The 24,789-nt window shown below is 69.5% G+C and carries 30 protein-coding genes; 16 read left to right on the top strand and 14 right to left on the bottom strand.

The window, feature by feature from the left end; translation table 11 throughout:
• The first annotated feature begins 107 nt into the window (after nucleotides 1-107).
• Complete coding sequence (locus tag ACLJQ7_RS17725) at nucleotides 108-773, top strand: potassium channel family protein (RefSeq protein WP_410649302.1); 666 nt, start codon at nucleotides 108-110, stop codon at nucleotides 771-773.
• Nucleotides 773-1,429 (top strand): potassium channel family protein, encoded by a 657-nt coding sequence (locus ACLJQ7_RS17720; RefSeq protein ID WP_125780267.1) that lies wholly within the window; start codon nucleotides 773-775, stop codon nucleotides 1,427-1,429. Before ACLJQ7_RS17725 ends, ACLJQ7_RS17720 begins: the two co-directional genes overlap by 1 nt.
• A 101-nt stretch (nucleotides 1,430-1,530) precedes the next feature.
• On the opposite strand, the gene ACLJQ7_RS17715 is transcribed toward ACLJQ7_RS17720, so the two are convergent.
• Both ACLJQ7_RS17715 and ACLJQ7_RS17710 read right to left on the bottom strand, forming a co-directional pair.
• Complete coding sequence (locus ACLJQ7_RS17715; protein WP_410649301.1) at nucleotides 1,531-2,259, bottom strand: DUF3159 domain-containing protein; 729 nt, start codon at nucleotides 2,257-2,259, stop codon at nucleotides 1,531-1,533.
• A 9-nt stretch (nucleotides 2,260-2,268) separates the two neighbouring features.
• Nucleotides 2,269-2,649, bottom strand: coding sequence for an OB-fold nucleic acid binding domain-containing protein (locus ACLJQ7_RS17710; protein WP_410649300.1), 381 nt, complete (start codon nucleotides 2,647-2,649; stop codon nucleotides 2,269-2,271).
• A 103-nt stretch (nucleotides 2,650-2,752) separates the two neighbouring features.
• Here ACLJQ7_RS17710 and ACLJQ7_RS17705 point away from each other — a divergent pair, with 103 nt between their 5' ends.
• On the top strand, nucleotides 2,753-3,466 hold the full coding sequence (locus ACLJQ7_RS17705; RefSeq protein WP_410649299.1) for an alpha/beta fold hydrolase: 714 nt from the start codon (nucleotides 2,753-2,755) through the stop codon (nucleotides 3,464-3,466).
• Nucleotides 3,467-3,681: 215 nt separating this feature from the next.
• On the opposite strand, the gene ACLJQ7_RS17700 is transcribed toward ACLJQ7_RS17705, so the two are convergent.
• Nucleotides 3,682-4,326: a DUF3710 domain-containing protein gene (locus tag ACLJQ7_RS17700; protein WP_410649298.1), complete on the bottom strand. Its 645-nt coding sequence runs from the start codon at nucleotides 4,324-4,326 to the stop codon at nucleotides 3,682-3,684.
• Entirely contained in the window at nucleotides 4,326-4,808 is a 483-nt protein-coding gene (gene dut / locus ACLJQ7_RS17695; protein WP_410649297.1) for a dUTP diphosphatase, read from the bottom strand. Before dut ends, ACLJQ7_RS17700 begins: the two co-directional genes overlap by 1 nt.
• Nucleotides 4,809-4,832: 24 nt before the next feature.
• Here dut and ACLJQ7_RS17690 point away from each other — a divergent pair, with 24 nt between their 5' ends.
• Nucleotides 4,833-5,327, top strand: coding sequence for a DUF3093 domain-containing protein (locus ACLJQ7_RS17690; RefSeq protein WP_410649296.1), 495 nt, complete (start codon nucleotides 4,833-4,835; stop codon nucleotides 5,325-5,327).
• 111 nt (nucleotides 5,328-5,438) lie between these two features.
• On the opposite strand, the gene ACLJQ7_RS17685 is transcribed toward ACLJQ7_RS17690, so the two are convergent.
• Nucleotides 5,439-5,747, bottom strand: a complete 309-nt coding sequence (locus ACLJQ7_RS17685; protein ID WP_005164528.1) for a DUF4193 domain-containing protein — start codon at nucleotides 5,745-5,747, stop codon at nucleotides 5,439-5,441.
• Nucleotides 5,748-6,219: 472 nt separating this feature from the next.
• Between ACLJQ7_RS17685 and cei the strand changes: the two genes are divergently transcribed.
• Nucleotides 6,220-6,903 carry an envelope integrity protein Cei gene (gene cei / locus ACLJQ7_RS17680; protein WP_410649801.1) on the top strand — a complete coding sequence of 228 codons (684 nt, stop codon included), beginning with the start codon at nucleotides 6,220-6,222 and terminating at the stop codon, nucleotides 6,901-6,903.
• Nucleotides 6,904-6,983: 80 nt separating this feature from the next.
• Here cei and ACLJQ7_RS17675 read toward each other — a convergent pair whose 3' ends face one another.
• Nucleotides 6,984-7,802 carry an inositol monophosphatase family protein gene (locus tag ACLJQ7_RS17675; RefSeq protein ID WP_410649295.1) on the bottom strand — a complete coding sequence of 273 codons (819 nt, stop codon included), beginning with the start codon at nucleotides 7,800-7,802 and terminating at the stop codon, nucleotides 6,984-6,986.
• Nucleotides 7,803-7,869: 67 nt separating this feature from the next.
• Here ACLJQ7_RS17675 and ppgK point away from each other — a divergent pair, with 67 nt between their 5' ends.
• The 3 genes from ppgK (at nucleotide 7,870) to ACLJQ7_RS17660 (ending at nucleotide 10,890) form a co-directional block, all read left to right on the top strand.
• On the top strand, nucleotides 7,870-8,631 hold the full coding sequence (gene ppgK / locus ACLJQ7_RS17670) for a polyphosphate--glucose phosphotransferase (RefSeq protein WP_410649800.1): 762 nt from the start codon (nucleotides 7,870-7,872) through the stop codon (nucleotides 8,629-8,631).
• Nucleotides 8,632-8,877: 246 nt separating this feature from the next.
• The gene (locus ACLJQ7_RS17665; protein WP_410649294.1) at nucleotides 8,878-10,278 is read left to right on the top strand and encodes an RNA polymerase sigma factor; all 1,401 of its coding nucleotides are present in this window, start codon (nucleotides 8,878-8,880) and stop codon (nucleotides 10,276-10,278) included.
• Between the two features lie 93 nt (nucleotides 10,279-10,371).
• On the top strand, nucleotides 10,372-10,890 hold the full coding sequence (locus ACLJQ7_RS17660; protein ID WP_410649293.1) for a pyridoxamine 5'-phosphate oxidase family protein: 519 nt from the start codon (nucleotides 10,372-10,374) through the stop codon (nucleotides 10,888-10,890).
• 374 nt (nucleotides 10,891-11,264) lie between these two features.
• Here ACLJQ7_RS17660 and ACLJQ7_RS17655 read toward each other — a convergent pair whose 3' ends face one another.
• Both ACLJQ7_RS17655 and ACLJQ7_RS17650 read right to left on the bottom strand, forming a co-directional pair.
• Complete coding sequence (locus ACLJQ7_RS17655) at nucleotides 11,265-12,464, bottom strand: hypothetical protein (protein WP_410649292.1); 1,200 nt, start codon at nucleotides 12,462-12,464, stop codon at nucleotides 11,265-11,267.
• Nucleotides 12,465-12,510: 46 nt separating this feature from the next.
• A complete protein-coding gene (locus ACLJQ7_RS17650; protein WP_410649291.1) occupies nucleotides 12,511-12,888 on the bottom strand; it encodes a hypothetical protein in 378 nt (125 codons plus the stop codon).
• A 62-nt stretch (nucleotides 12,889-12,950) separates the two neighbouring features.
• Between ACLJQ7_RS17650 and ACLJQ7_RS17645 the strand changes: the two genes are divergently transcribed.
• Both ACLJQ7_RS17645 and ACLJQ7_RS17640 read left to right on the top strand, forming a co-directional pair.
• The gene (locus ACLJQ7_RS17645) at nucleotides 12,951-13,742 is read left to right on the top strand and encodes a class I SAM-dependent methyltransferase (RefSeq protein WP_410649290.1); all 792 of its coding nucleotides are present in this window, start codon (nucleotides 12,951-12,953) and stop codon (nucleotides 13,740-13,742) included.
• Entirely contained in the window at nucleotides 13,739-14,929 is a 1,191-nt protein-coding gene (locus ACLJQ7_RS17640; protein ID WP_410649289.1) for a hypothetical protein, read from the top strand. Before ACLJQ7_RS17645 ends, ACLJQ7_RS17640 begins: the two co-directional genes overlap by 4 nt.
• On the opposite strand, the gene ACLJQ7_RS17635 is transcribed toward ACLJQ7_RS17640, so the two are convergent.
• Both ACLJQ7_RS17635 and ACLJQ7_RS17630 read right to left on the bottom strand, forming a co-directional pair.
• Nucleotides 14,921-15,130: a hypothetical protein gene (locus ACLJQ7_RS17635; RefSeq protein WP_410649288.1), complete on the bottom strand. Its 210-nt coding sequence runs from the start codon at nucleotides 15,128-15,130 to the stop codon at nucleotides 14,921-14,923. The two genes, ACLJQ7_RS17640 and ACLJQ7_RS17635, sit on opposite strands and share 9 nt — an antisense overlap.
• Entirely contained in the window at nucleotides 15,127-15,714 is a 588-nt protein-coding gene (locus tag ACLJQ7_RS17630; protein WP_410649287.1) for a hypothetical protein, read from the bottom strand. Before ACLJQ7_RS17630 ends, ACLJQ7_RS17635 begins: the two co-directional genes overlap by 4 nt.
• A gap of 110 nt (nucleotides 15,715-15,824) precedes the next feature.
• On the opposite strand from ACLJQ7_RS17630, the gene ACLJQ7_RS17625 reads away from it, so the two are divergent.
• The 3 genes from ACLJQ7_RS17625 (at nucleotide 15,825) to ACLJQ7_RS17615 (ending at nucleotide 19,504) form a co-directional block, all read left to right on the top strand.
• Nucleotides 15,825-17,003: a sensor histidine kinase gene (locus tag ACLJQ7_RS17625; RefSeq protein ID WP_410649286.1), complete on the top strand. Its 1,179-nt coding sequence runs from the start codon at nucleotides 15,825-15,827 to the stop codon at nucleotides 17,001-17,003.
• Nucleotides 17,000-17,662, top strand: coding sequence for a response regulator (locus tag ACLJQ7_RS17620; RefSeq protein WP_410649285.1), 663 nt, complete (start codon nucleotides 17,000-17,002; stop codon nucleotides 17,660-17,662). Before ACLJQ7_RS17625 ends, ACLJQ7_RS17620 begins: the two co-directional genes overlap by 4 nt.
• A 399-nt stretch (nucleotides 17,663-18,061) precedes the next feature.
• Nucleotides 18,062-19,504, top strand: a complete 1,443-nt coding sequence (locus ACLJQ7_RS17615) for an APC family permease (RefSeq protein ID WP_410649799.1) — start codon at nucleotides 18,062-18,064, stop codon at nucleotides 19,502-19,504.
• On the opposite strand, the gene ACLJQ7_RS17610 is transcribed toward ACLJQ7_RS17615, so the two are convergent.
• The 3 genes from ACLJQ7_RS17610 to ACLJQ7_RS17600 are packed head-to-tail and all read right to left on the bottom strand — an operon-like array spanning nucleotide 19,476 to nucleotide 21,404.
• Nucleotides 19,476-20,147, bottom strand: a complete 672-nt coding sequence (locus tag ACLJQ7_RS17610) for a DUF6885 family protein (RefSeq protein WP_410649798.1) — start codon at nucleotides 20,145-20,147, stop codon at nucleotides 19,476-19,478. The two genes, ACLJQ7_RS17615 and ACLJQ7_RS17610, sit on opposite strands and share 29 nt — an antisense overlap.
• Complete coding sequence (locus tag ACLJQ7_RS17605; protein WP_410649284.1) at nucleotides 20,147-20,563, bottom strand: GNAT family N-acetyltransferase; 417 nt, start codon at nucleotides 20,561-20,563, stop codon at nucleotides 20,147-20,149. The genes ACLJQ7_RS17610 and ACLJQ7_RS17605 overlap by 1 nt, the downstream gene beginning before the upstream one ends.
• A 46-nt stretch (nucleotides 20,564-20,609) precedes the next feature.
• Nucleotides 20,610-21,404, bottom strand: a complete 795-nt coding sequence (locus ACLJQ7_RS17600) for an EamA family transporter (RefSeq protein WP_410649797.1) — start codon at nucleotides 21,402-21,404, stop codon at nucleotides 20,610-20,612.
• 339 nt (nucleotides 21,405-21,743) lie between these two features.
• Between ACLJQ7_RS17600 and ACLJQ7_RS17595 the strand changes: the two genes are divergently transcribed.
• The 3 genes from ACLJQ7_RS17595 (at nucleotide 21,744) to ACLJQ7_RS17585 (ending at nucleotide 23,539) form a co-directional block, all read left to right on the top strand.
• Nucleotides 21,744-21,923 carry a hypothetical protein gene (locus tag ACLJQ7_RS17595; RefSeq protein WP_016332937.1) on the top strand — a complete coding sequence of 60 codons (180 nt, stop codon included), beginning with the start codon at nucleotides 21,744-21,746 and terminating at the stop codon, nucleotides 21,921-21,923.
• A 166-nt stretch (nucleotides 21,924-22,089) separates the two neighbouring features.
• Nucleotides 22,090-22,953: an alpha/beta fold hydrolase gene (locus ACLJQ7_RS17590; protein ID WP_410649283.1), complete on the top strand. Its 864-nt coding sequence runs from the start codon at nucleotides 22,090-22,092 to the stop codon at nucleotides 22,951-22,953.
• The gene (locus tag ACLJQ7_RS17585) at nucleotides 22,934-23,539 is read left to right on the top strand and encodes a TetR/AcrR family transcriptional regulator (RefSeq protein WP_410649282.1); all 606 of its coding nucleotides are present in this window, start codon (nucleotides 22,934-22,936) and stop codon (nucleotides 23,537-23,539) included. Before ACLJQ7_RS17590 ends, ACLJQ7_RS17585 begins: the two co-directional genes overlap by 20 nt.
• Nucleotides 23,540-23,596: 57 nt before the next feature.
• Here the strand turns inward: ACLJQ7_RS17585 and ACLJQ7_RS17580 are convergent, their stop codons facing one another.
• Nucleotides 23,597-24,778: an ROK family protein gene (locus tag ACLJQ7_RS17580; RefSeq protein WP_410649281.1), complete on the bottom strand. Its 1,182-nt coding sequence runs from the start codon at nucleotides 24,776-24,778 to the stop codon at nucleotides 23,597-23,599.
• Nucleotides 24,779-24,789: the final 11 nt, after the last annotated feature.

Genomic DNA, 24,789 nt, shown 5'->3' with positions numbered 1-24,789 from the left:
GGCGGGGAGGAAGGTGGAGCAGCTAACGGTGCTCACGGTAGGTTCGGCGCTGGTGTGTCCGGGTACCTGCGGACGGGTGAAACGTTCGCTGACTAAGGAGGCAGTGCGTGCACGTGGTGATCATGGGATGCGGCCGGGTCGGCGCATCCCTTGCCGCGGCGCTGGAGCGGCTGGGGCACGACGTCGCCGTCATCGACAAGAGCAGGCAGGCGTTCCGGCGGCTCGGCAGTGATTTCCACGGTCAGCAGGTGGTCGGCGTCGGCTTCGACCGGCAGGTGCTGATCGAAGCCGGGATCGAGCGCGCGGGGGCCTTCGCGGCGGTGTCGAGCGGCGACAACTCCAACATCATCTCGGCGCGGGTGGCCAGGGAGAACTTCGGCATCGACAAGGTCGTCGCCAGGATCTACGACCACAAGCGCGCGGCGGTCTACGAACGGCTCGGCATCCCGACCGTGGCGACCGTGCCGTGGACGACCGACCGGTTCCTGCGCACCCTCCTCCCCGACGGCGTCGCCTCGGTGTGGCGGGACCCGTCCGGCAGTGTGGCGCTCCTGCAGCTCCCCCTGCACGAGGGCTGGATCGGGCGCAGCGTGCGAGAGCTGCAGGACACCACCGGCGCGCGGGTCGCGTTCATGATGCGGTTCGGCACCGCCGTGCTGCCCGACACCAAGGCCGTGATCCAGGCCGACGACGTCGTGTACGTCGCCGCGAAATCGGGCACTGTCAGCGACGTGACCTCCGTCGCCGCTCGCGAACCGGAAGAGGAGAACTGATGCGGGTCGCGATTGCCGGGGCCGGCGCGGTGGGCCGGTCGATCGCCGCGGAGCTGATCGACGGGCGTCACCAGGTGATGCTCATCGAACGTGAGGCAGACCAGTTCGAGCCGCATACCGTGGAGCAGGCGGATTGGGTGCTGGGCGACGCGTGCGAGGTGTCGATCCTGGAGGAGTCCGGGATCGAGGAATGCGACGTCGTGATCGCCGCGACCGGTGACGACAAGGCGAACCTGGTGGTGTCGCTGCTGGCGAAGACCGAGTTCGCGGTACGCCGGGTGGTGGCGCGGGTGAACAACCCGGCCAACGAATGGCTGTTCAACGACGCCTGGGGCGTCGACGTCGCCGTGTCGACCCCGCGGATGCTCGCGGCGATGGTCGAAGAGGCGGTGAGCGTCGGCGATCTGGTGCGGCTGATGACGTTCCGGCAGAGCCAGGCGAACCTCGTCGAACTCACCCTCCCGGAGGAGACGCCGCTGGCGGGCAAGGCGGTCAGCGAGCTCAACCTGCCGCGTGACGCGGCACTGGTGACGATCCTGCGCGGGGACCGCGTGATCGTGCCGCAGCCCGAGGACCCGCTGGAGCCGGGTGACGAGCTGCTCTTCGTGGCGACTTCGGACGTGGAACCGGAGATCCGGACCGCGCTGGGGTACTGAAAGTCCCTGCCACGCTCACCTCAAGCGCTATGAAAGGTCCTTTCCTTGCAAATTTTGCAAGGAAAGGACCTTTCATGGCACGCGGGACTTGACGAGATGGGCTAGTTCTCGACGGCGGGCGCCTGCGCGTACTTCGCGCGCAGGCGCGCCTCGACCTCTTCGTCGGTCTCTTCGCGCGGGGCCTCTTCGGCCAGCGCCTTGAGGTGCTTGTCCGACCGCCGCACCGCCCAGACGACCGTGAGCAGGCCGAGCGCGTACAGCGGATATCCCATCGCGATCTTCGCGAAGGCCAGCCAGCCGGTGTGGTCCTCGTCGTACAGCCAGCGCTGCACGACGAACCGGGCGCCGAAGATCAGCGCCATGGCGCCGGTCGCGATCGAATACGCGATCAGCGACTTCTTGTCCTTGCGCCAGGCGTGGCCGCTGCCGTTGAGCGCGTTCCACACCACGCCGGCGAGCGGCCAGCGGACGAGGATCGAGAGCACGAAGACACCGCAGTAGACCAGGCTCGTCCAGATGCCGAACAGGAAGAATCCCTTGGCCGAGCCGGTCCGGTAGGCGATGAACGCCGCGATCGCCACCCCGAAGAAGCCGGAGATCGCGGGCTGCAGCGGCTCCTTGCGCACGATCCGCAGCACGGTGATCGCCACCGCGCTGCCCACCGCGGCCCAGATCCCCACCGTGAGCCCGAAGATCGCGTTCGCGATCACGAACACGATGACCGGCAGCGAGGAATAGAACAGTCCGGACAACCCGCCCATCTGTTCCAACAGGGTGGGCGGGGGCTTCTTGTCTTCGGTCTTCTCTTCGCCGCCGACGGGTTCACTCACGATGCGGGATCAACTCACAGGGCTCTGAAGTTCGTAATAGGGGTTGTAAAGCACCTTCTGACCATCACGTTCGGCCATCCGGCCGCGCACCTTGATGGTTCGCCCGGGTTCGATCCCGGGGATCCGGCGGCGTCCGAGCCAGATTAGCGTCACACCCTGTGTGCCGTCGAACAGCTCGGCCTGCAGCGTGGCGGCCTCGTTGGTCGGGCAGAGCTCCACGCTGCGGATCCTGCCGAGCACCGTCACCTCTTGACCCGACCGGCAGTCACAGGCGCGCTGCGCTCCGCCGGCCTCGGATTTTTCGGACAGGTCGTCGGCGTCGAGATCCTCGACGTCGCTGGTCAGCTTGCGGACCAGCCGGCTGAAGTAGCCGCCGTCTTTGGCGGACATAACGGTGCTCCTGTGCTCCGGGGCCCCCGACTTGAACGGCCCGTGCGTAATCCAGCGTAACTGTGCTCCGACCAGGAGAACGGGTTTAGGGGAATATCGCAACGTGACCTCCGCTATTCCGCCTACGACGGCAGTAGTACTCCCCGGCACCGGGTCCGACGAAGTGTTCGTGCGCGCCGTGTTCGCCGGTCCGCTGCGGGCGCTCGGCATCCGGTTGATCGCCCCGCCCCCGCCTCCCGGCGACCGGCTGGCGGACGGCTATCTCGAGGAGCTGGACAGGCTGGCCGCCGAGCACGGTCCATTGCTCGCCGGGGGTATCTCGTTCGGCGCGCATCTGTCGGCGGAGTGGGCGGCGCGCGAACCGGGCCGATGCACCGGCCTGCTGGCCGCTCTCCCGGCCTGGAACGGCCCGGCCGGACGAGCACCCGCGTCGCTCGCCGCGCGGCTGTCAGCGGATCTGGTGGCCGAAAACGGGGTCGGCGGCGCGCTGGCGAAATCGGGGGACGGCGTGCCGGAGTGGCTTGCGGCGGAACTCGGCCGCGCGTGGCGGCGGCACGGCGACGGGCTGGCGGCGAGCCTGCGGACGGCGGCGGGCCATCCCGCCCCGTCGCTGGAGGATCTGAAGGGCCTTGACGTGCCCGCCGGGATCGGCGCGTGCGTGGACGACCCGATCCATCCGGTGGAGGTCGCCCGCGCCTGGGCGGAGGCCCTGCCGCGTGCCGAGGTCGGCGAGTCGACGCTCACCGCCCTCGGCGCGGACCGGGAATCCCTGGGCCGGGCGACCGTCCTGGCCTGGCTCAAAGCCCGCACCCACTAGCCCTCTAACCCGGCGTCGGCAGTGCGACCGGTGGCGCACGGTCTCCCCAAGGGCGCCCCGCGCCCGACGGAGACTTCACCCGTCGCGCGCCCTCTTTCGGGCCGAAGGCCCACGAAAACACGCTGAAGGGGCGCCTCTCCGCTCAACGTGACGTTGAAGCGGAACGACGCCCCTTCAGCGGGTTTTCGTCAGCGCGCGATCAGAGAAACACAGATCTAACCCTGCTGCTCGGCGATGTGTTGCGCGACGGCGTCGGGCAGCGTGATGGTCAGCGGGGTGCGGACCGGCATCGGCGCGTCACCGCGGTCGACGATGGTGTGCCGCACGATCTCCCGCAGCACGGCGGGCGCCTGCGACGCCTGGGACTGCGGGCCGGCGATGACGCCGCGGAGCATCCAGCGCGGACCGTCGACGCCGACGAACCGCAGCGCGACGTCGCCGACGATCGCGGACAGCTCCAGGCCCCACTCCCCCATGCCGACCGAGACCTTGGCGCCGTCGGCACGCAGCTGCTCGGTGAGTTCGGTGCTGACGTCCTTCCACAGGCCGCCGGAGCGTGGCGCCGCGTAGCCGCTGACGGTGATCTGTCCCTGCTCGGTGACGACGTGCACCGCGCGGACACCGCCGCTCTCCGGATCCATCTCGACCTGGACCTGGGAGCCGTCGGGCACCGGCACCTTCACCGAACCGAGGTCGATCCGCGGGATGCCGTCGTCGGGCGCGTCGGCGAGGTCAAAGGGACCGTCGGCGGTCTCCGACAGCTGCGCCTCGATCTCCTCGTCGGCGCCTGGACGCTCATCGACCTCGGGCGCGGCATGCCGTCCGCTCGGCTTCGCGCGCTTGCGTCCGAAAATCCCCACTAGTTCTCCGTTCCTTCCCTGGCTCCGGCTCCCAGTGTGGCGTGTCCGCCCGTGGAGCCATACCCGCCCTCGCCGCGCTCGGACGGCTCGAGTTCGGCGACCTCGACGAATTCGGCCTGTTCGACCCGTTGCACGACCAGTTGCGCGATCCGGTCGCCGCGGGTGAGCACGACCTTCTCGGAGAGATCATGGTTGATCAGGCAGACGCGGATCTCACCGCGGTACCCGGAGTCGATCGTGCCCGGGGTGTTGACGACCGAGAGACCGACCCGGGCGGCGAGACCCGAGCGCGGGTGGACGAAGCCCGCGTACCCGGGCGGCAGCGCGATCGCGACGCCCGTTCCGACGACGCCGCGTTCACCGGGCGCGAGCACGATATCCGAGGTGGTGACGAGGTCGGCGCCGGCGTCGCCGGGGCGCGCGTAGGCGGGGAGGGGGACCGAAGGATCGATCCTGGAAAGCAGTACCTGAACGGTGGACACGGGCGGCGAGACTACCCTGAACGCGTGGGTGAAAGCGTGAACACGGCCGAAGGCGGCGCCGTCAAGCATTCAGAGCGGCTTTACGTCCCGTGGTGGGGCTGGCCGTTGCCGCTGCTGGGCGGCGGGCTGCTGGCGGCGGAGATCGACATGGGCTATCCCGGGTTGCGCGGGTGGCTGCCGTACGTGGTCCTGATCCCCGCGGTGGTCGCGCTGATGATCTCGCTCGGCCGGTCCCGCGTCCGGGTGACCGGCGGCGCCGAGCCGGAGCTGTGGCTGCGCGACGCGCACCTGCCGCTCGAGTTCGTCGGCGACGTCGACGTCATCGACAAGGAAGCGAAGCGCAAGGCGCTCGGCCGCGACGCCGATCCGGCGGCCTTCGTGCTGCACCGGGGCTGGGTCGGACCGGTCGTGCGGGTGTGGCTGACCGACCCCGGCGACCCGACGCCGTACTGGCTGTTCAGCACACGGCATCCGGAGAAGGTGGCCGCGCTGCTCCGCCACCCCGCCGAGAAGTCCTAGACACAAGGCTCGTGCTTTGTGAAAGGAAAGGGGGCCGGCCACGTGGCCGGCCCCCTTATTCCTGTTTCAGTCCCCGAAGCCCCTGTCGCGCCGTCCCCTGTGCCCGTAGGCTCAGGCACAGTCGCGGCAGATGAGCCGTCCGCCACTCTCCTCTGCCAGCCTGCTGCGGTGGTGCACCAGGAAGCAGACGGAGCAGGTGAACTCGTCGGCCTGCTTGGGCACGACCTTGACGGTCAGGTCCTCACCGGAAAGTCCGGAGAGGTCCGCGCCCGGCAGCTCGAAGTTCTCGGCGGTCGCGTCCTCGTCGACGTCCACGACGCCGGACTGGTTTTCGTTACGCCTTGCCTTCAGCTCTTCCAACGAGTCTTCGGCCAGCTCGTCGGCTTCGCTGCGGCGCGGAGCGTCGTAGTCGGTCGCCATTGGTCCCTCACCCCTGCGATGCTTTCGATGTCAGATGGCCCGGACCCGCGAGCGCGCGGCTCGTGAGTCCTTCGTGCCGCTGGTTAACGTCCCAGCGCCCCTGTTTGTGCCCGGCTGGGCAGTGAGCGAGGTCTCTCTTTTGCGCCTCTTACTGCCGCCTGAGCCCGCGAAGGGTAGCTCACGCTGATACCGGCTCTGCAACGAGTCAGACATTGCCGCGATTACGTCACCCGACGGGGGGAACCGGCGGGGAGAGGGAGTGAGCCGTTGTCAAGACGTCTGTCGTCCGAATGGGTTGCCCCCGCGTCGGGTACCTCACCGCTTGGGTCCGGCCGCTTGCCCGGAGTGGCCATCGCGTGGTGCTATCCGGAGGCCCGCGCCGATCACCTTCGCCGCAACGCATAGGCTGATCGGACACGATGGTGAGATGAAGCACCGTCCGGGGATCCGGGCTTGGGGAAGGGACTGGCAGGTGGCGTCGGGGAACGGCATCGGGGACCGCGGGGCGAGGCCGTATCGCAAGCGCAAGCCGCTGCCCGCGCTCATCGTCATCGGGGTGATGGCCCTCGGCGCGGTCATCGTCTGGGTGAACGTCGTGGCGAGCAACGCCGACATCGATGCCAAGATCCAGTGCGATCCCCCGCCCGCTCCGCAGCAGGGCGTCACCTACACACCCCTGGCGCACGACGGGCTCGACGACCGCGCGCCGGTACCGCCGGACAAGGTCGCCGTCCAGGTGCTCAACGGTTCCCAGGTCCGCGGCCAGGGCGGCATCGTCACCAGCACGCTCCGGGAACTCGGCTTCTCCCAGATCGTCGAGCCGGACGTCGACCCGGCCTACAAGAACGCCGAAGCCAAGTGCCGCGGCCAGATCCGCTTCGGCGAGAACGGCGCCGCCGCGGCCCGCACGCTCAGCCTGGTGGTCCCGTGCGCCGAATTGGTCAAGGACAACCGCAAGGACGCTTCGGTCACGCTCACCACCGGGACCCTGCTCGGCGACGTCCGCCCGAAGGCGGAGGCGCGCCAGGTCCTCGACCAGCTCACCCAGTGGTCGAAGGCGCAGCAGGGCAGCGGCGGCGGTGAGCAGTCCGCGGGCGGCGGCGCCCCGGTGATCGACCAGGCACTGCTGAAGGCCGCCCGCGAAGCTCCCTGCTGACCCTTGTCAAGTGCTATGAAGGACGCTTTCATTGCAAAATTTGCAATGAAAGCGTCCTTCATAGCGCTTGCCGGAAGGGGTCAGATGACGCCCACACCCGACTCGATCAGCGCCTGACGCAATGGCGCCGCGATCGACGGAGCCACCGCGAAGGTCGCGTCCGGCCCCAGCTCCGCGTCCTCCCCCGGCAGCGACACGAGAGCTCCCGCCTCAGCGGCGATGAGCGCTCCAGCGGCCCAGTCCCAGTGCCCGAGGCCGTGCTCGACATAGGCGTCCAGCCAGCCCGCCGCGACCGCGCACAGATCGAGTGACGCGGCGCCGTTGCGCCGGACGTCCCGCACCCGGGTCGCCAGTTCCGCGACGAACCGGGCCTGTTTCGTCCGCCGTTCGACCTTGTAGGCGAATCCGGTGCCGACGAGCGTCAAATCCAGCCGGGAAGGGGCGTTGACCGTCAGCGGCCGCCCGTCGAGGAACGCGCCCTGCCCGCGCGCGGCCGTCCAGCGGCGCCCGCTGACCGGTTCGACGACGGCGCCCGCCACCGACACCCCGCCGACCTGCGCGGCCACCGACACGGCGAACCACGGCAGCCCGTAGAGGAAGTTCACCGTCCCGTCGATCGGGTCGACCACCCAGGTCACCCCGTCCCCGGCGATCCCGCCACCCTCCTCGCCGAGCACGGCGTCGTCCGGGCGCAGTTCGGCGAGGCGGGCGCGCACCAGCCGTTCCGACTCGTGGTCCACCGCGGTCACCACGTCGGTGTCGGCGGATTTGGTGTCCACGCGCACCTCGCGGCCCGCGTTCATCCCGGTCCAGGCCTCGTGGACCAGTTCGGCGGCCTCGCCCGCGACACGCTCGGCGACACTCTTCAGCAACGTCTCGTCAACTCCCACGTCCGCCATGTCACCACATCCGGTTAAAGTCTCCGAGGCAGGCTTCTGAATCGTGCGAGAAGGGACCACGTCCGTGGTGGAGGCGACCCGAGGTTTCGGTATCGACATCGGCGGCAGCGGGATCAAGGGCGCGCTGGTCGACTTGGCGGAAGGACAGCTGATCGGCGACCGGATCCGCATCGACACGCCGAAGCCGTCGACCCCGGAGGCGGTGGCGGACGTCGTCGCCGAGATCACCGGCCAGGCAGGCTGGGACGGCCCGGTGGGCGTCACCCTGCCCGCGGTGGTCAAGAAGGGTGTCGCGCACACCGCGGCCAACATCGACCGCGCGTGGATCGGCACCGACGCCGACGCCCTGTTCGCCAAACGCCTCGGTCGCGGCGTGGACGACATCGCGATGCTCAACGACGCGGACGCCGCCGGCATGGCCGAGATCCGCTGGGGCGACCCTGCCGCGCGGCGTGGCGTGACGGCGCTGCTGACCTTCGGCACCGGCATCGGCAGCGCGGTCTTCCAGGACGGGAAGCTCGTGCCCAACACCGAGTTCGGCCACATCGAGGTCGACGGCTTCGACGCGGAGAAGAAGGCCGCGGCGTCGGTGAAGGACAACGAGGAACTCTCGTATCCCGAATGGGCGGAACGGGTGAACAGGTATCTGTCCGTGCTGGAAAACCTGATCTGGCCGGATCTGTTCATCGTCGGCGGCGGGGTCAGCAAGAAGTCCCACAAATGGGTGCCGCTGCTCGACATCCGCACACCGGTGATCGTCGCGTCGTTGCAGAACAACGCGGGCATCGTCGGCGCGGCGGCCGCGGCCGTGGAGGGCATCGAGCACTGACGCGCCCATGCTGACATCCGCGCCGCGGATGTCACTTCGGCGGGTCGCACGGCGTGTCGCGCCCGCCGGGTGGTGGTCCGCGCCGCGACGCTGTCACGTATCGTCGTTACAATGGAACACGGCCCCCGGCGGCGGCACCCAGGAGAACGAGGGAAACCGCAGGCCGAGGGGTTTTCCCCGAAGTTTGAGGCAGCCGAGACCATCACGCCTCGGCTCGTCATGATCGACCGCTGCGAAAGGGCGTAAGTGGCAGCCGCAAGAACCGCAACCCGAAGCGGGACGAAGACAGCGACCGCAGCCGGCGAGCCGGCCGACGAGGCAGCCACCGACGCGGCGAAGCCCGCGGCGCGCAAGACCGCCGCCAAGGCGGCCGGCGCGAAGAAGGCCCCGGCGAAGAAGGCTCCGGCCAAGAAACCCACCACCAAGGGCGCCAAGACCGAAGACGGCGATCCGGAAGACGGTCCGGTAGAGCTCGACGAAGCCGACCTCGAAACCCCGGATCTGTCGGACCTCGAAGAGGTCGAGGTGGACGTCGTCGACGCTTCCGTCACCGAAGAGACGGAAGAGGACGCGGAGTCCGAGGAGGACGTCGAAGAGACGCCCCCCCGCGGGCGCCGCACCTCGACCGACAAGAACGCCGGAAAGACCTCCGACAACCCGGACTTCGTCTGGGACGAGGAGGAGTCCGAGGCGCTGCGCCAGGCCCGCAAGGACGCCGAGCTCACCGCTTCGGCCGACTCGGTCCGCGCGTACCTCAAGCAGATCGGCAAGGTCGCCCTGCTGAACGCCGAGGAGGAGGTGGAGCTCGCCAAGCGCATCGAGGCCGGGCTCTACGCCGCCGAACGCGTCCGCAACGCCGAGGAGGAGGGCGAGAAGCTCGTCACCCAGATGCGGCGCGACCTCAAGTGGATCGTGCGCGACGGTGAGCGGGCGAAGAACCACCTGCTGGAGGCGAACCTCCGGCTCGTGGTCTCGCTGGCCAAGCGCTACACCGGCCGCGGCATGGCGTTCCTGGACCTGATCCAGGAGGGCAACCTCGGCCTGATCCGCGCGGTCGAGAAGTTCGACTACACCAAGGGCTACAAGTTCTCCACGTACGCCACCTGGTGGATCCGTCAGGCGATCACCCGCGCGATGGCCGACCAGGCCCGCACCATCCGTATCCCGGTGCACATGGTCGAGGTCATCAACAAGCTCGGCCGTATACAGCGTGAACTGCTGCAGGACCTCGGCCGCGAGCCCACCCCCGAAGAGCTCGCGAAGGAAATGGACATCTCCCCGGAGAAGGTCCTCGAGATCCAGCAGTACGCCCGCGAGCCGATCTCGCTCGACCAGACCATCGGCGACGAGGGCGACTCGCAGCTCGGTGACTTCATCGAGGACTCCGAGGCCGTCGTCGCGGTCGACGCGGTGTCGTTCACGCTGCTGCAGGACCAGCTCCAGTCGGTGCTGCAGACGCTGTCCGAACGTGAAGCGGGGGTGGTGCGGCTGCGGTTCGGCCTCACCGACGGCCAGCCGCGCACGCTCGACGAGATCGGCCAGGTGTACGGGGTGACCCGTGAGCGCATCCGGCAGATCGAGTCGAAGACGATGTCGAAGCTGCGTCACCCGTCGCGTTCGCAGGTGCTGCGCGACTACCTGGACTGAGCCCAGGGTTCACGGAAGACCCCGTCACCGGTTCGGTGGCGGGGTCTTTCGCGTCCGGTGTCGAATCGCGGCCCGCTCGTTCGACGCGTGGGTATGACGAAACCTCACGCCACCAAGAACCTCGACCGCTACGGATCCGCGGAACTCCCCTGGAACCGCGCGCGCGAAATCCTCGCCGAGGACACCCCGACCGCCGACCTGACCTTCTTCGTGACGACCGTCCGTCCCGACGGGCGCCCGCACTCGGCCGGTGTCGGCGCCGTCTGGGTGGACGACGCCCTGTACTTCAAGGGCGGGCCGGACACGCGCCGGTCCCGCAACCTGGCCGTGCACCCGGCGTGCGCCGTTTCGGTGCGGTTGCGGGGAATCGACCTCACGCTGGAGGGCGAGGCGCACCGCGTCACCGACCCGGCGACGCTGGAGCGCGTGGCGGCGGTCTACCGGACGGGTGGCTGGCCTGCGTCGGTCGAGGGCGACGCGCTCACGGCGCCGTTCAGCGCGCCCAGCGCGGGGCCGCCGCCCTGGTATCTGTACCGCCTCGCCCTGCGCCGCGCGATCGGCGTGGCGACCACGGAACCCCATGGCGCCACGCGCTGGGACTTCGCCCCGTGAGCTCGGCCAGTTAGGCCAAAGGGTGGCTTGGGCACCTACTGTCGACGCGCGGGCGCGGCGGTTTCACTTGACTGACCGGACGACACACGTGTTTGGAGGGACGACACGCGTGATTGGGCGGACGCCTCGTGGCGGAACCCCTGCGGCGGTCGTGTCGTCCATTCGGTCACGAGACTCGACCACCTCGGTACCGGCCGCTCCCTCGCCCCCGGTGAAGGTCGAGTTTCATCGGCTGAGCCGAGGGAAGGGGTCTTCACGCACAGCCGCTGTGAACGCTGGTGCAGGTGGGGCGCACGCGGCAGTCACCAAGGTAGTGAAGGCCTCCTTCCCTACCCCGAAGGTAGGGAAGGAGGCCTTCACGGACTTGGGTGACCTCAGGGCCGGCCGGTCAGGGTCGTCCACGGGACGTGCACGGTCACCCGTTCCCGCAGCTGCTCGTTCATCAGCCACAGCTCCCCCGTCGCCGGCCAGTACGACAGGTTCTGCGAGTTCACCGGCGCGCGGCCGCTCAGCCTCGACGTCGAGGTGCCGCCGACCCCGCCGTGCAGGCACGACGGATGGTCGCCCGCCACCCCGGCGTACTCGGGGCATACGCCGGTCAGCACGAAGTACCCGTTGCGCGCCACCGCTCCCTGCATGCCCCAGACGGGTGACACAAAGCCCTCCTTCGCGTGCACGGTGCCGTCGGCGGACACCTTGGGCAGGCCGGTCGCGCGGTCGAACGGCCACCGCAGCACCCGGCCGCCCGCCGCGTTCGGAATGTGCTCCGCGGTCACGATCGAACCGTCACTGTGGTCGAACGACATCGTCGCGAGACACGGCCGCGTCCCGGGCGCGTTGGTGCAGGTGCCACCGCCGGGGTACCAGTACGCGCCGATCTGCGGCATCGCGTAGTCGTAGAACGCCGCATGGTACTTGCCGTCCGGGCCCTTGCCGACGACGCCGGAGCCGTCGTCGACCTTCCAGAAGTGCGTGGTGTCGAAGACCCGCACCACTCCCCCGGTGGTCGCGACGAAGAGCCGGTTCCCGATCCACGTCATGCCGTGCCCGTGTCCTTGCACGACGGCGAAGTTGTCGTTCGACGTCGGTTCGACGAGCAGCACGTGCCGGTATCCCAGCCCGGTGGCGTCCACAAAGGACAGTCGGACCATGGTGTCGCCCGGAGTGTGCCAGGACGTCGCCACGACCCGTTTGCCGCCGACCTTCCCGGTCGCCGCGTCCGCGTCGCCGGAACCGGTCAGTCCCTGCGGGATCCAGTCGTTGGTCTTGTCGTCGTTCGCGTCTTCCCAGCAGAACCCGGCCGGTTTCAGCGCCGTCGCGAGATGGGTGGCGTGGCACAGCGGCCGCGCCTTCCGGTTCGCCGAAGACAGGATCTCCGGCAACCCGCGAGCGGGGAGGTGTTTCTCCAGCGCGGCGATCCGGGCGCCGTAGGTGCCGAAGGTCGACCCGGACGTCCAGCGGAAGCCGTCGACCGTGGCCGCGTCCATCTTCGGGAAGGCGGCCGCGGCCGACGCGACCCCCGGGATGAGCGCGAACACCAGCAGGAGTGAAGCGAGAAGTCCCAGCCTCTTCATACCCGCGAGCCTCCCGGGCGCGCGCATACTTTCGATACAAACCGCGTCAGGACACCGAAAGCCCGCGCTCGGCCAGGGATTCCTCGATCCGCAGCCGTTCGATCTCCCGGTCGAAACCCTCCGGCAGCCCGTCCAGCCGGTGGTCGACCTCGACCTCCCGGCACGCTTGGACCAGCAGCGCGTCGTACGCCTGCCTGGTGCCGTACCGGCGGACGGCGGAGGCGCCGGGCGGGAGTTCCGCCAGCAGACGGTGCACCCGGCGCAGATCGGCGGCGAGCTTCTCGATGGGCGGGCCCGCCGGGACCTCGGGTTCACGGCGGCGGCGCCACCGGCGCACCACCTCGGGGACCTTCAGCGCGCACCAGAAAAGCACCGAAGGCGCCACGGCGACAACGGCGTACAGCGTGACAGGCCCGATGGCCACGACTAAGGGTAAACCCGCGCGGAGCGCCGGAGAACCCGCGAATCCGGGCTATATTCGCGACTGTGCTGACCGAGAGCTACCGCTACCCGGACACCGGCGACCACGTCACCGGCGCGTTCATCCGACGGCACGAGCCCTACGACGGCTACTGGACGGCCAGTGAGGACCGCGCGCTCGGCAAGGTCGCCGAAGAGCTCACCGCGATCCTCGGCCCGCGCGAAGGGGTCAAGGCGCTCGACGCCGGCTGCGGAGAAGGCCGCCTCCTCCCCTGGCTCGCGCGGTTCTCCGCCGACGTCACCGCCGCGGATCCCGACCAGGACAGGCTGGCCAAGGCGCGGGAAACCGCCGTCGAGGACACCGAGTTCTCCTTCGCCGTCTCACCAATCACCGAACTGGACGGCGGCCCGTACGACCTCGTGCTGTGCAGTCACGTCATCCAGCACGTGCCGACGCCGGAGGTCGGGCCGATCCTGCGGCGGCTGGCCGGGATCACCGCGCCCGGCGGTGCCCTCGTGCTGGCCTACAGCCGGTCGCCGATCGGGCAGGGCGCGTTCAGTCTCGACAGCGTCGAAGCGGGCACCGAAGTCCGCTCTCGCCGTGTTTCGCGCGAAGAGTTCGACAAGGCGCTCCACGACGGCGGCCCGGCGCTCCCGGTGCGCTACCTCGATCCCGAGGAGGTCGCCGCCGACGCCGCCCACGCGGGCTGGCGCACCGACTGGGAGTGGACGTACCACGTCCTCGACGATCTCGGCCCGGCCGACGAGCACATCGACCGCGACGAACTGGTCAACGCCTCCGGCCCGCTGCGCCGCCATCTCGGCCGGGACCTGATCACCCTCCTGCGCCGCGGATGACCGCGGTGCTCCTCACCTTCGCGTGGGCGGTCCCGCTGTCCGAGCAGGAGGCGGCGAAGGTGCTGGACGGCGGCCGCGACCGCGGGCTGCTGGCCCATCTCGACGGGAAACTCGGCGCGGAGTGGGCGGCCGCGGAGAACTTCCTGGCCAGCTACACGAAACCACCGCGAAGACGGATGCTGCGCAAACGCAGGCTGTCGATCCGCGGCGGCGCGGTCGGGCTGCCGTGCGAACTCGTCGTCACCTGGCATCCCGCCTATCACGCGATGACGCTGGTCCTCGCCACCACGATCAGCGGCGCGGCGGCGGACGGGCCCGCCGCCGAGTTCGACCTGGCCATCGCCGTCTTGCAGAGCCTTCAGGGTCGTGAGACGGCGAACGGCGAGAAGGGGCTGCACGGCGGTTACGGCGAGCAGACGTTCCCCTCGCTCCTCAAGACCGTCACCCATATCTTCGAGGATCTGACCAGGGGCTGTGGCCTCACCGAAGGGCTCAGCCGCAAGGGCTGGTGCGTCGAGCTGCGGTCCCACGACGGGCATCCGCCCGCCCAGCGGGTCGCCGCCGATCCCCGCCCGTTCTACGGGCTGGCGACCAGCGATGAGGGCTGGCGGTTCGTGCCCCGCGAGGTCGCGAGGGACGCGCTCGGCCCGTCGTGGGGCACGCGCTCGTTCGTCGCCGCCTACACGATGGCGGGCGGGATCGTCTGTCTCAACAGCAAGGATTCCGACTACGTCGAGCACCAGGACGAGCTGATGCGCGGCCCGTTCGGCGCCACCGAACCGTACTTCGGCATCGACAGCGAGATCGGCGGGCTCGACCACGGGATGCTCTTCATCCTCGAACGCGTCCTGATCCGGATGGCGCTGGCCGACCAGTGGCTGGCGTCGATGAAGAAGTCCGGGAGCCGCACCCGGCTGTTGCGCGGTTCGCTGGACGACATCCTCGAGATGCTGCATTCGGTACTGCCGCCCGAGGTCGATTCCCTGGAGCGCCGGCTGGTCACCAGCATGGGCGTGGAGCGGATCATCGCCCAGCTCGACCGTCAGGCCGAGGCGATGGACGAGGAGACCCGGTACGCCTACGAGAACACGGTGAGCGCGCGGGTCACGCGGCTCACCGTGGTCACCGTCGTCCTGACGGTCGTCACCATCGTCCTCGGCGTCCTCCAGGTGCTGGTCTCACTCTGACCCGCGGCGCTGCTTGCGGGCGCGTTCGGCGAACAGCAGCCCCACGCCCGCGGCCACCATCAGCGCGCTCACCACCACGTGCATCCCCGGCGGGAGCAGGTGGAGCTGCACGAACCAGCTCGGGTTGGTGCTGCCCAGCAGCCGGTTGATCAGCCCGCCGCCGCCTTGCACCAGCAGAGCGATCCCCAGTAGTTCGATCATCGCCGAGCCCCTTCCTTGACTCTTTCGTCCTTCGGCGAGAGCTCCTGCCACAGCGGCCCGGTGGCGAACCAGATGGCCGTCACGACCCCCAGCCGCGGCAGCCACCCCCACAGCGGGTCCACCTGCTCGGTGCCACCGACCATGAGGATCAGCAGGAGCAGCACCCCGGCGGCCAGCCCGCAGGCCAGCACGCATTTGAACCAGTCACGCCATTCGGCGCGCGTCTTCTCCCGGCCCCTCGGCTTGGGCGGCGGTGGCGGCCCGCCCGCGAACCGGTGGGCGAACCGGACGTCGGCCCACTGGATCATCGAATGCCCGAACACCACGCTGAAGCCCAGGTACACCGCGGCCAGGCCGTGCACGAAGTTCGCCGTGGCGCCGTTGCGCAGGTCGACGACCGTCGCGGCCAGCACGACGAGGTCGATCACCGGGGTCAGGAGCAGCAGCACGGCACTGGTCCGCTTCAGCTTGAGCAGATAGCGGGCCGCGAGGCCGGCGACGATGGCGACCCAGAAACCGATCTCCCCGCCGGCGATCACGGCCGCCATCGGATTTTCCGCGATGAAGTCCCAGATCTTGTTCACGCCGTAAGCCTCGCCGAACGCACCGGTCCTCCGCGTCGGAGTAGGGCACGAGATCATCGTCATCAGTTCGTAGGACCCCGCCGCCCTTCCCGGTGTGCTGGGATGGGGCGGTGCCCACGTTCGTCCCGCGCCTGAACCACCTCGCCGAATGGAAACAGGACCTCGTCATCGCCTTCGGCACGTGGGTCCTCGGCGTGCTGGTCTACCTGAGCGGGATGCAGGTGCTCCTGTCGGGCCCCGACGACACGCCACTGTGGATCCGCCTGAGCGAACTGACCGTGCTGTGCGGCCTGGAGATGTTGCGCCGCAAGGTCCCGCTGGCCTTGCTCTGCGCGCTGGCCGTGCTCGCGGTGGACTTCGCGTTCGGCCCCTCGCTCCCGATCCTCGTCATCTTCACCGACTTCCTGTACGCGACGACGCTCTACGGTTCGCGGCGCGTCAGCAGGACGATGATCGGGGTGGCCGCGATCGGGACGCTCGCGGTGGTCTGCCTGGCGCTCCTCTTCTCCGCGCAGTGGCGTACGGCGATCCTCGTGGCGTTCGCCTTCTTGCCGTTCCTGGTCACCCCGGTGTGGTGGGCGGCCAACGTCCGTCAGCAGCGGGACATCGCCGACAGCGAACGGGCGAACGCGGTCCAGCTGGCCACGATCGGCGAACTGGACCGGAAGGCCGCCGTCGCGGGGGAACGCTCGAAGATGGCGCGGGATCTGCACGACGTCATCGCCGGGCATCTCTCGGCGATCGCCATCCAGTCCGAAGCCGCGCTGTCGATGGCCACCGCCGACCCGGGGCTGTCCAGGAAGGTCCTGGAATCGGTGCGGGAGAACAGTGTGAGCGCGCTGGACGAGATGCGCGCGATGATCGGGCTGCTGCGCGCGGACACCGAGATCGAGCCGACCGCGCCCGCCCGGCTGGCCGAACTGTCCAAACTGGTCGAATCGGCGCGGGCGAGCGGGCTGACGGTCGAGCTCGGTTCCGTGCCGGACCGGTCCGCCCGCCTGCCCGCCGCGGTCGATCTGACCGCGTACCGGATCGCGCAGGAGGCGTTGACCAACGCGGTGAAGCACGCTCCCGGCGGGCGGGCCGTCCTCGACATCCGCTCGAGCGGCGGCATACTCACCGTCGAGGTGCGCAATGATCTTCGACCGGGCCGCCCCGACGACGGGGGGACCGGACTCGGCCTGCTGAACATGCGGGAACGCGCCGCCGCGGTGGGCGGAACTCTCGCCGCCGGGCCGTCCGGCGGTGGCTGGCTGGTCCGTGCCGAACTGCCTTTGGAGGGGTCTTGAGCGACGGGAACATCAAGGTGCTGGTCGCCGACGACCACGGCGCCATCCGTGCCGGGTTGATGATGATCCTCGGCAACGCCGAGGGTATCGAGGTGGTCGGCGAGGCCGCGGACGGCGCGACCGCCGTCCGCCAGGCGAAGGCGCTGAAACCGGACGTCGTGCTGATGGACGTGCGCATGCCCGGCGTCGACGGCATCGCGGCCACGCGGGAGCTGACCGCGGAGGGGCTGTGCGAGGTCCTCGTGCTGACGACCTTCGACCTCGACGAGTACGTCCACGCCGCGTTGCGGGCGGGCGCGGCCGGGTTCCTGCTGAAGTCGGTCGAGGCGGCACGGCTGATCGAGGCGGTGAAACTGGTCGCGGCGGGCGAAGGAGTGCTCGCTCCGCAGGTCACCCGGAAACTGATCGCCGCCTTCGCCGCCGGGACCCGCGAGCCTTCGCTGGTCCCCGACGGCCTCGAAGACCTGACCGAACGCGAGCGCGAAGTGCTGGCGTGCCTGGGCGGTGGCCTGTCCAACGCGCAGATCGGGACCCGGCTGCACATCGGCGAGACCACGGTGAAAACGCATGTCTCCCGGGTGCTGACGAAACTGGACCTGCGGTCGCGGGTGCAGGCGGCGATCCTCGCCCAGGAGAACGGTGTCGTGATGGAGGGGTGAAGGGGTGCCGCTCTTGCTGACTCGAACTGAACCTCCGACGAGGCAGATGTCCGAGGCCCGTACGGATAATGTCCACAAAGGACGCCAGAAGACAGATTGATGCCCGTTTGATGCTGATCTGCACGATTTCGGGCGGGGGTCGTGAGTGGCAGGGGTCGTTCTAACGCTCCTTACCACTCACGAGCCCCTTCACAAAACGCCCGAATCAGACACGGCCACCCCAGAAGTGTCCCCTGTGGACGGTCGCGTAGGTGTCAGGCCGCCGCCCCCTGCCCAGCCGATAGACGACTTTGCCGGGACCCTGGCGTCGTATGCGGTGAAAGTCCCCTTCAGCTCCCACCGATCTGCGAGGTGGACGGTGATCTTCTAGCGTGACCCTTCATGCGGCGAACTCTGGACGTGGACGAGGTCCTGAAACGGCAGGACTCGGGTGAGCTGAAACGCCGGCTGCACGGGCGCGACCTGATCGGGTTCGGGGTCGGCATCATCATCGGCACCGGGATCTTCACCCTCGCCGGGGTCGAGGCGAAATCCCACGCGGGCCCGTCGGTCACGTTGTCGTTCGTGCTCGGCGCCGTCGTGGCCGGGATGGCCGCCCTCTGTTACGCCGAACTCGCCTCCAGCGTGCCGACGGCGGGAAGCGCCTATACCTACGCCTTCGCCACCCTCGGCGAGACCTTCGCCTGGATCATCGGCTGGGATCTGCTGCTCGAGTTCGCCCTCGGCGCGGCCGTCGTGTCGCGCGGCTGGTCCGGCTATCTCGCGAACCTGATGGGGCTCTCGCCCGAGTGGTTCGGCGAGGACGCGAAGGTGAACATAGGCGCGGTGGCGATCATCGCCGTGCTGACCGTGATCGCCGTCCTCGGGATCAAGGAATCGGCGCGGGTGACGAATCTGCTCGTACTGGTCAAGGTCGCGGTCTGCGTGCTGATCCTCGCGGTCGGCGTGTTCTACATCCGCGGCGAGAACCTCACCCCGTTCATCCCGCCCGCCCAGGCGCCGACTGAGACGGCCGGGACCCTGCACCAGCCGATCGTGCAAGCCGCGCTCGGGCTCGAACAGTCCGTCTACGGAATCGCCGGCATGGTGACGGCGGCCGCCGTCGTCTTCTTCGCCTACACCGGATTCGAGGCACTCGCCAACCTCGGCGAGGAGACCGTGAACCCGAAACGCGATCTGCGCGTCGGCATCCTCGGCGCGCTCGGGATCTGCGCGCTGCTCTACATCGGGGTCTCGCTGGTGCTGACCGGGATGGTGCCGTTCACCGAGATCGACGCGGGCGCCCCGCTCGCCGACGCCTTCGACCGCGTCGGGCAGCACTGGGTGGGCGCGCTGATCTCGCTCGGCGCGGTCACCGGGCTGACGTCGGTGATGATGGTGGAACTGGTGACGATCGGCCGGATCGGGTTCGCGATGGGCCGCGACGGCCTGCTGCCGAAGAAGTTCGGCACGGCACATCCGCGCTGGGGCACTCCGCACCGGATGACCATCGCCGGCGCGGTGCTGATCGCGGCGCTGGCCGCGTTCGTGCCGATCTCCGAACTCGCCGACATGGTCAGCATCGGCGCGCTGTCGGCGATGATCATCGTCGCGGTGGCGGTTCCGGTGCTGCGGAAACGCCGTCCGGACCTGGAACGCCCGTTCACCGTGCCGTTTTCGCCGTACCTGCCGATCGTGGCGGCGCTGGCGTGCTTCTACCTGATGCTGAACCTCGACGTGATGACCTGGCTGCGGTTCGCCGCGTGGCTGACGCTCGGCATGCTGATCTATCTCTTCTACGGGCGCAAGCATTCCCGGTTCGCACAGAACGACCTCAACCGCTCCACAGACCGGCCGTCATGATCGCGGCGACGGCGGCCTCGGCGTCGCCGTCGTCGACCACGACCAGCATCCGCTTGACCGCCGCGGCCACCCATTCCACCGGCTGGTCGTGCAACCCGTTGTCCCCCAAGGACGGATAACCGTCCATAATGGACACTAGGGTTCCTTCGGCGCCGATCCGCATCCCGGCGGCCAGCACATGGTGGGCGGCGGGCGGGCGCCAGCGGGACGACCACAGCGGCGGGATCCCCGTATCGAGGTAGTCGAGCAGTGCTCGCGCCGGGGTGTCATGCGCGCCGAACTCGGCCGGGTCGACCTCCGCGATCAACGCGACCCGCGGCAGATGCCACAGCGCCGCCAGGAGCATGAACAACGACTGCGGGGCCCAGTTCCCGCTGGCGGACACGGCGACGAGCCGTCCGTCCGACAGCGTCCCGATCGCCCGGGACAGTCCTTCGGTCGTGCTGCCGGACAACGCCGCGACTTCGTCCTGGCCCGCGACGCCGAACCCCGCCGCACGCAGGACGGCCAGCGCCGTGAACGGCCCGGCGAGCCCGTCCTTCTGCGGCAGTTCGGCCCGCGCGACGGCGACGAGGTGCTCGCCGCCGGGCAGCCAACGGCGCCCGGACAGTCCCGTCCGGTCGCCGTCGATTCCGGAGGACATCAGTCTTCGAACGTCCACGACTGCATGATGAACGGCCCGTCGTTCGACGCCCCGGCCGAAGTGTAGGTCGCCAGCGCGGCCTTGTTGTCCGTTTCGACCCCGACCCACATCCCCCGGCAGCCGCGTTCCCGCGCGATCCCGGCCAGCGCGTCGACCAGGTCGCGGCCGATCCCGCGCCGCTGGTAATCCGGGCTGACGTCGAGTTCGTTGAGGAACATCTCGGTGCCCTTGTCCGGATGCGTCACCTCGGTGCCGGTGATCATCCCCGCCGGTTCGCCGTCCTCGTAGGCGATCAGGAGATGGTTCTCCGCGCCCGCCAGGAACTTCTCGGACGCGTCCCGTTGCGCGGGCCCGTCGAACAGATGCTGAGCGGCGACGACCTCCTCGACGGTGACTGCCCGCCGGATCTCGGCCACGTGTCCTCCCGGTGCTCGCAACGCCACAGGCTGGTCAGTATCCCGCTCAGGGCGGCGCCGGGCCATCACGTTTCCCCGGCGACCGCAGCGCGACCCCGGCGACGACGGCCAGGGTGCCGATCGCCTCGGGCAGGGTCGGGACCTGCCGCAGCCACAGGAAGCCGATCAGCCCCGCGGTGACCGGCAGCAACGCGAGCAGCAGCGCGAACCGCGCCCGACCGGCCTTGCGCAGGACCACCTGATCGAGCGCGTACGGCACGACGGTCGAGAGCACCCCCACCCCGATGCCGAGCAGCAGCAGACGTGGCGAACCCCACACCGCGCCGGTGCCCAGCGCCAGCGGCGACAGCACCACGGTGCCCACGGCGAACCCGACGGCCAGTCCGTCGATGCCGTTCCCGCCGACCGCGACCCGCTTCCCGAGCAGGATGTACCCGGCCCAGGCCGCCGCCGCGCCGAGCGCGAACAGCACGCCGAGGAGGCTGCCTTCGAGCCGGACGTCCGCGATGGCGATCACCCCGGCCGCCACCAGCAGCAGCGCGAAGACGTCACGGCGCGTGCGCGAACCGAACGCCGCCACCACCACGGGCCCGGCGAACTCGAGGGCGACCGCGGTGCCGAGAGGCAGCCGTGCGATCGCCTCGTAGAAGAGCACGTTCATCCCGGCGGTGACGACGCCGAAGGCTCCGGCGAGCAGGAACGCGCGCCCGGTCCACGCCGAGCGGGGTGGCCTGCGCCACGCCAGGAGGACCACCGCCGCCCCGAGACAGCGGAGCCAGGCCACCCCCGCGGGGGAGGCGACCGAAAAGAGACCTATGGCGATGGCCGCACCGGCGTACATGGAAATTCCGCTGAGAACGAACAAGACCGGCGACGGCACGCTCGGAAGACGCTTCCGGACGACTGCGATACCCACCCCCGCATGGTGCCTGACGTGGGAAAAGACGGTTCGTCGGGGAGTCTTCTCCCACGTTGCGTGATTACGCTACGGCATCCGAGGTAATTACCAGTGACAAATGAGACACCCGCACGGGAACACTTGCGGGTCGCCAAACGTCTGGAAGAGTGGAAGCACGAACACGGCGGGGCCGGGAACGAACGTTGCCGGCATCAGTGCCGAAGTGGTCGTAGCTGGATCGATGGCACCGGGCCACCGGTGCCGGGACGGAGGGAGACTCCAATGACTTCACCGACGCTCACCCGCCCCGAACTGACCGCTGCCGACCGATGCGACCGGTGTGGAGCTGCAGCCCAGGTTCGAGCCATTCTCAGCACCGGTGGCGAGTTGCTCTTCTGTGGTCACCACGCCCGCGCACACGAAACGAAGCTCAAGGAAATGTCCGCGGACATTCAGCGGTAGCCCACCAGTCCACGACCACCCGGCGGCCGGCCGCTCCTTCAGGGAGCGCGCCGGCCGCCCTGTTTTTCGAGGGGCGTCCCCAAACCCTTTGAGGCCCTACAACGCCTCAAAGGGTCCTTTCAGAACTTGCCTTCAAAAACATACAGACAGCATGTATGTTGACTCCATGACGACCAGCGACCTCCTCGGCGAGGTGCACGAGGCAGACCTCGGCGGCGCCCGTATCCGCTACCGCGACCGTGGCGAAGGTCCCCCCGTGGTCTTCGTGCACGGACTGCTGACCAATGGCCTGCTCTGGCGCAAGGTGGCCCCCGCGGTCGCCGACGCCGGCTTCCGCTGCCTCACCCCGGACTGGCCGCTCGGTTCGCACGAGATCCCGGTCCCGGACGCCGACCTGAGCCCGCCCGGGGTCGCCGCGCTCATCGCGCGGTTCCTCGAAATGCTCGACCTGAGCGACGTCACCGTGGTCGCGAACGACACCGGCGGCGCGCTCACGCAACTGCTCATGACCACGAACCCGGAACGGGTGGGCCGGGTCGTGCTGACGCCGTCGGATTCCTTCGAGCGCTTCCTGCCGCCGCTGTTCGCGGGGCTGAGCACGCTGGCCCGGATCCCCGGCGGTGTCCGGCTGATGGTCCAGGCGTTGCGCTGGCGCCGGCTCCTGGAGAAGACGGACTTCCTCTGGCTGGCCAAACACCCGGTCCCGGACCACATCCTCGACGCGTATCTGCTGCCCAGCCGCCGGAGCGCGGAGGTCCGCGACGATCTGCGCCGGTTCACGGCGAGCGTCGACAACCGGTACACGCTGACCGCCGCCGAGCGGCTGCCCGCGTTCACCAAACCCGTGCTGCTGGCCTGGGCACCCGAAGACCGGCACTTCCCGCTGTGGCTGGGCCGCAAGCTCGCCGGGGTCCTGCCGAACGCCGAACTGAAGACGATCGAGGACTCCTACGCCTTCGTGCCGGAGGACCAGCCGGAGCGGCTGAGCGGCATGATGGTGGAATTCCTGCGTGCCCACGCCACGACGTAGCCAGACCGAACGCTCGCACTCGACGCAGGCCGCGTTGATCACGGCGGCGAGGACACTGTTCGCCGATCAGGGGTACGCCGCCGTGCCCGCCGACGAGATCGTCCGGGCGGCGGGCGTCACCCGCGGCGCGCTGTACCACCACTTCGGGGACAAACAGGGCCTGTTCCGCGCCGTGATCGAGCAGATCGAAACGGAGATCACCGAGGAACTGAAGACCGTCCTGCGAGCCACGGACGATCCGTGGGCGGGGGCGCTCGGCGTGCTGAGCCGGTTCCTGGACCTGTGCCTGCGCCCCGAGGTCGTGCGGATCGCGCTCACGGACGCCGTCTCCGTCCTCGGCTGGCAGGAGTGGCGGGAGCTGGAGAACCGGTACGGGCTGGGCCTGATCACGGAGATCCTGGAGGCCGCCGCGGCGGACGGGCTGCTGATCGACGCGCCCATTCCGGAGCTGGCGCAGCTGGCACTGAGCGCCTGCGCGGAGGCGGCGCTGATGATCGCGCACGCCGAAGACCCCGCCGCGGCCAAGGAGAAGTCCCTCGCCGCCCTGGTGGCCCTGCTGTCCGGCCTCGTGAAAGCACGCATTTAGTCCTCTGGATGCGGTCCTTGCGTGGGCAACTACCGCATCCAGAGGACTGAACGCGAGCTAGACGGTGTCCAAGATCATCTCGAAGGCCGCCTCCGCCGCACCCAGCAGCTTCACGTCCGCCCCGAGCGCCGAACTCACGATCTGCGTCCCGCCCACTGCCCGGCTGACCAGGCTCCGCCGCCGGACCTCGGCCGCCACCGACTTCACGACCGAGTCGGGCAGCACGGTGAGCAGGTCGCCCAGCACGACCAGCTGCGGGCCGAGCATGTTGACCACGTTCACCAGGCCCAGCGTCAGCCATTCCGCGAACTCCGACAGCCGTTCCTCGGCCGCGTGCGGATCCCGGCCCAGTTCGCGCAGTTCGAACAGGATCGCCCCGCGCGGGGTGTCCTCGGGCAGGTCGAGCGCGCGGCACAGCGCCGCCTCGCCGACTTCGGTCTCCCAGCAGCCGCTGGACCCGCAGTAGCAGGGACGGCCGCCCGGCCGGATCGCCATGTGCCCGATCTCGCCGACGTAGCCGGCGCCGCCGCGCAGTGACGAACCGTCCGCGATGATCCCTCCCCCGACCCCGACGTCGGCGGAGACGTACACGGCGTCGGATGAGCCCCGCGCGGCACCGCGCAGGTGTTCGGCGATGGCGCCGAGTTCGGCGTCGTTGCCGGCCAGGATGGGGATGCGCAGCACACCGCCGAGCCGTTCCCCGAGCGCCACGTCGGTCCAGCGCAGGTTGGGCGCTTCGTGGACGTGCCCGTCGGCCCGGCGGACGACGCCGGGCACGGACACCCCTACGGCGATCGGCTGCACGCCGAGGTCGCCCGCCAGCACGGTGGTCGACTCGATCACGTGCGTGATCACCTCGCCGGCCTCCCGCGTCCGGCCGTGGAGGTTCCAGCTGTTGCGCCCGAGGATCTGGCCGCCGAACCCGACCAGCGCGATCGCCACGTGTTCGACCTGGAGGTCGACCGCGAGCACCACCGCCGCGTGCGGCTGCGGCAGGACCAGGAGCGAGGGGCGGCCCGCCCCTCGTCCCGGCCTCGGGACCCGCTCCTCGACGACCCCCGCATCCGCGAGGCCGTCGACGAGGGTCTTGATGGTGCTGCGGTTGAGCCCCAGCTCGGTGGCGAGGGTCGCCCGGGTGCTCGGGCCGCTGACGTGCAGCAACCGGAGCAAGGTCGTGCGGTTGTGCCTGCGCACCTCGTCTGGTCGTGCAACGGGTGTGCTGGTCACGGGCTTCATCATTCCATGCGGAC

This window comes from Amycolatopsis sp. cmx-4-54, assembly GCF_046548895.1.
GTDB lineage: Bacteria > Actinomycetota > Actinomycetes > Mycobacteriales > Pseudonocardiaceae > Amycolatopsis.
Note: the sequence above shows the minus strand (reverse complement) of the source record. Positions and strands in the feature narration are given on the sequence as shown.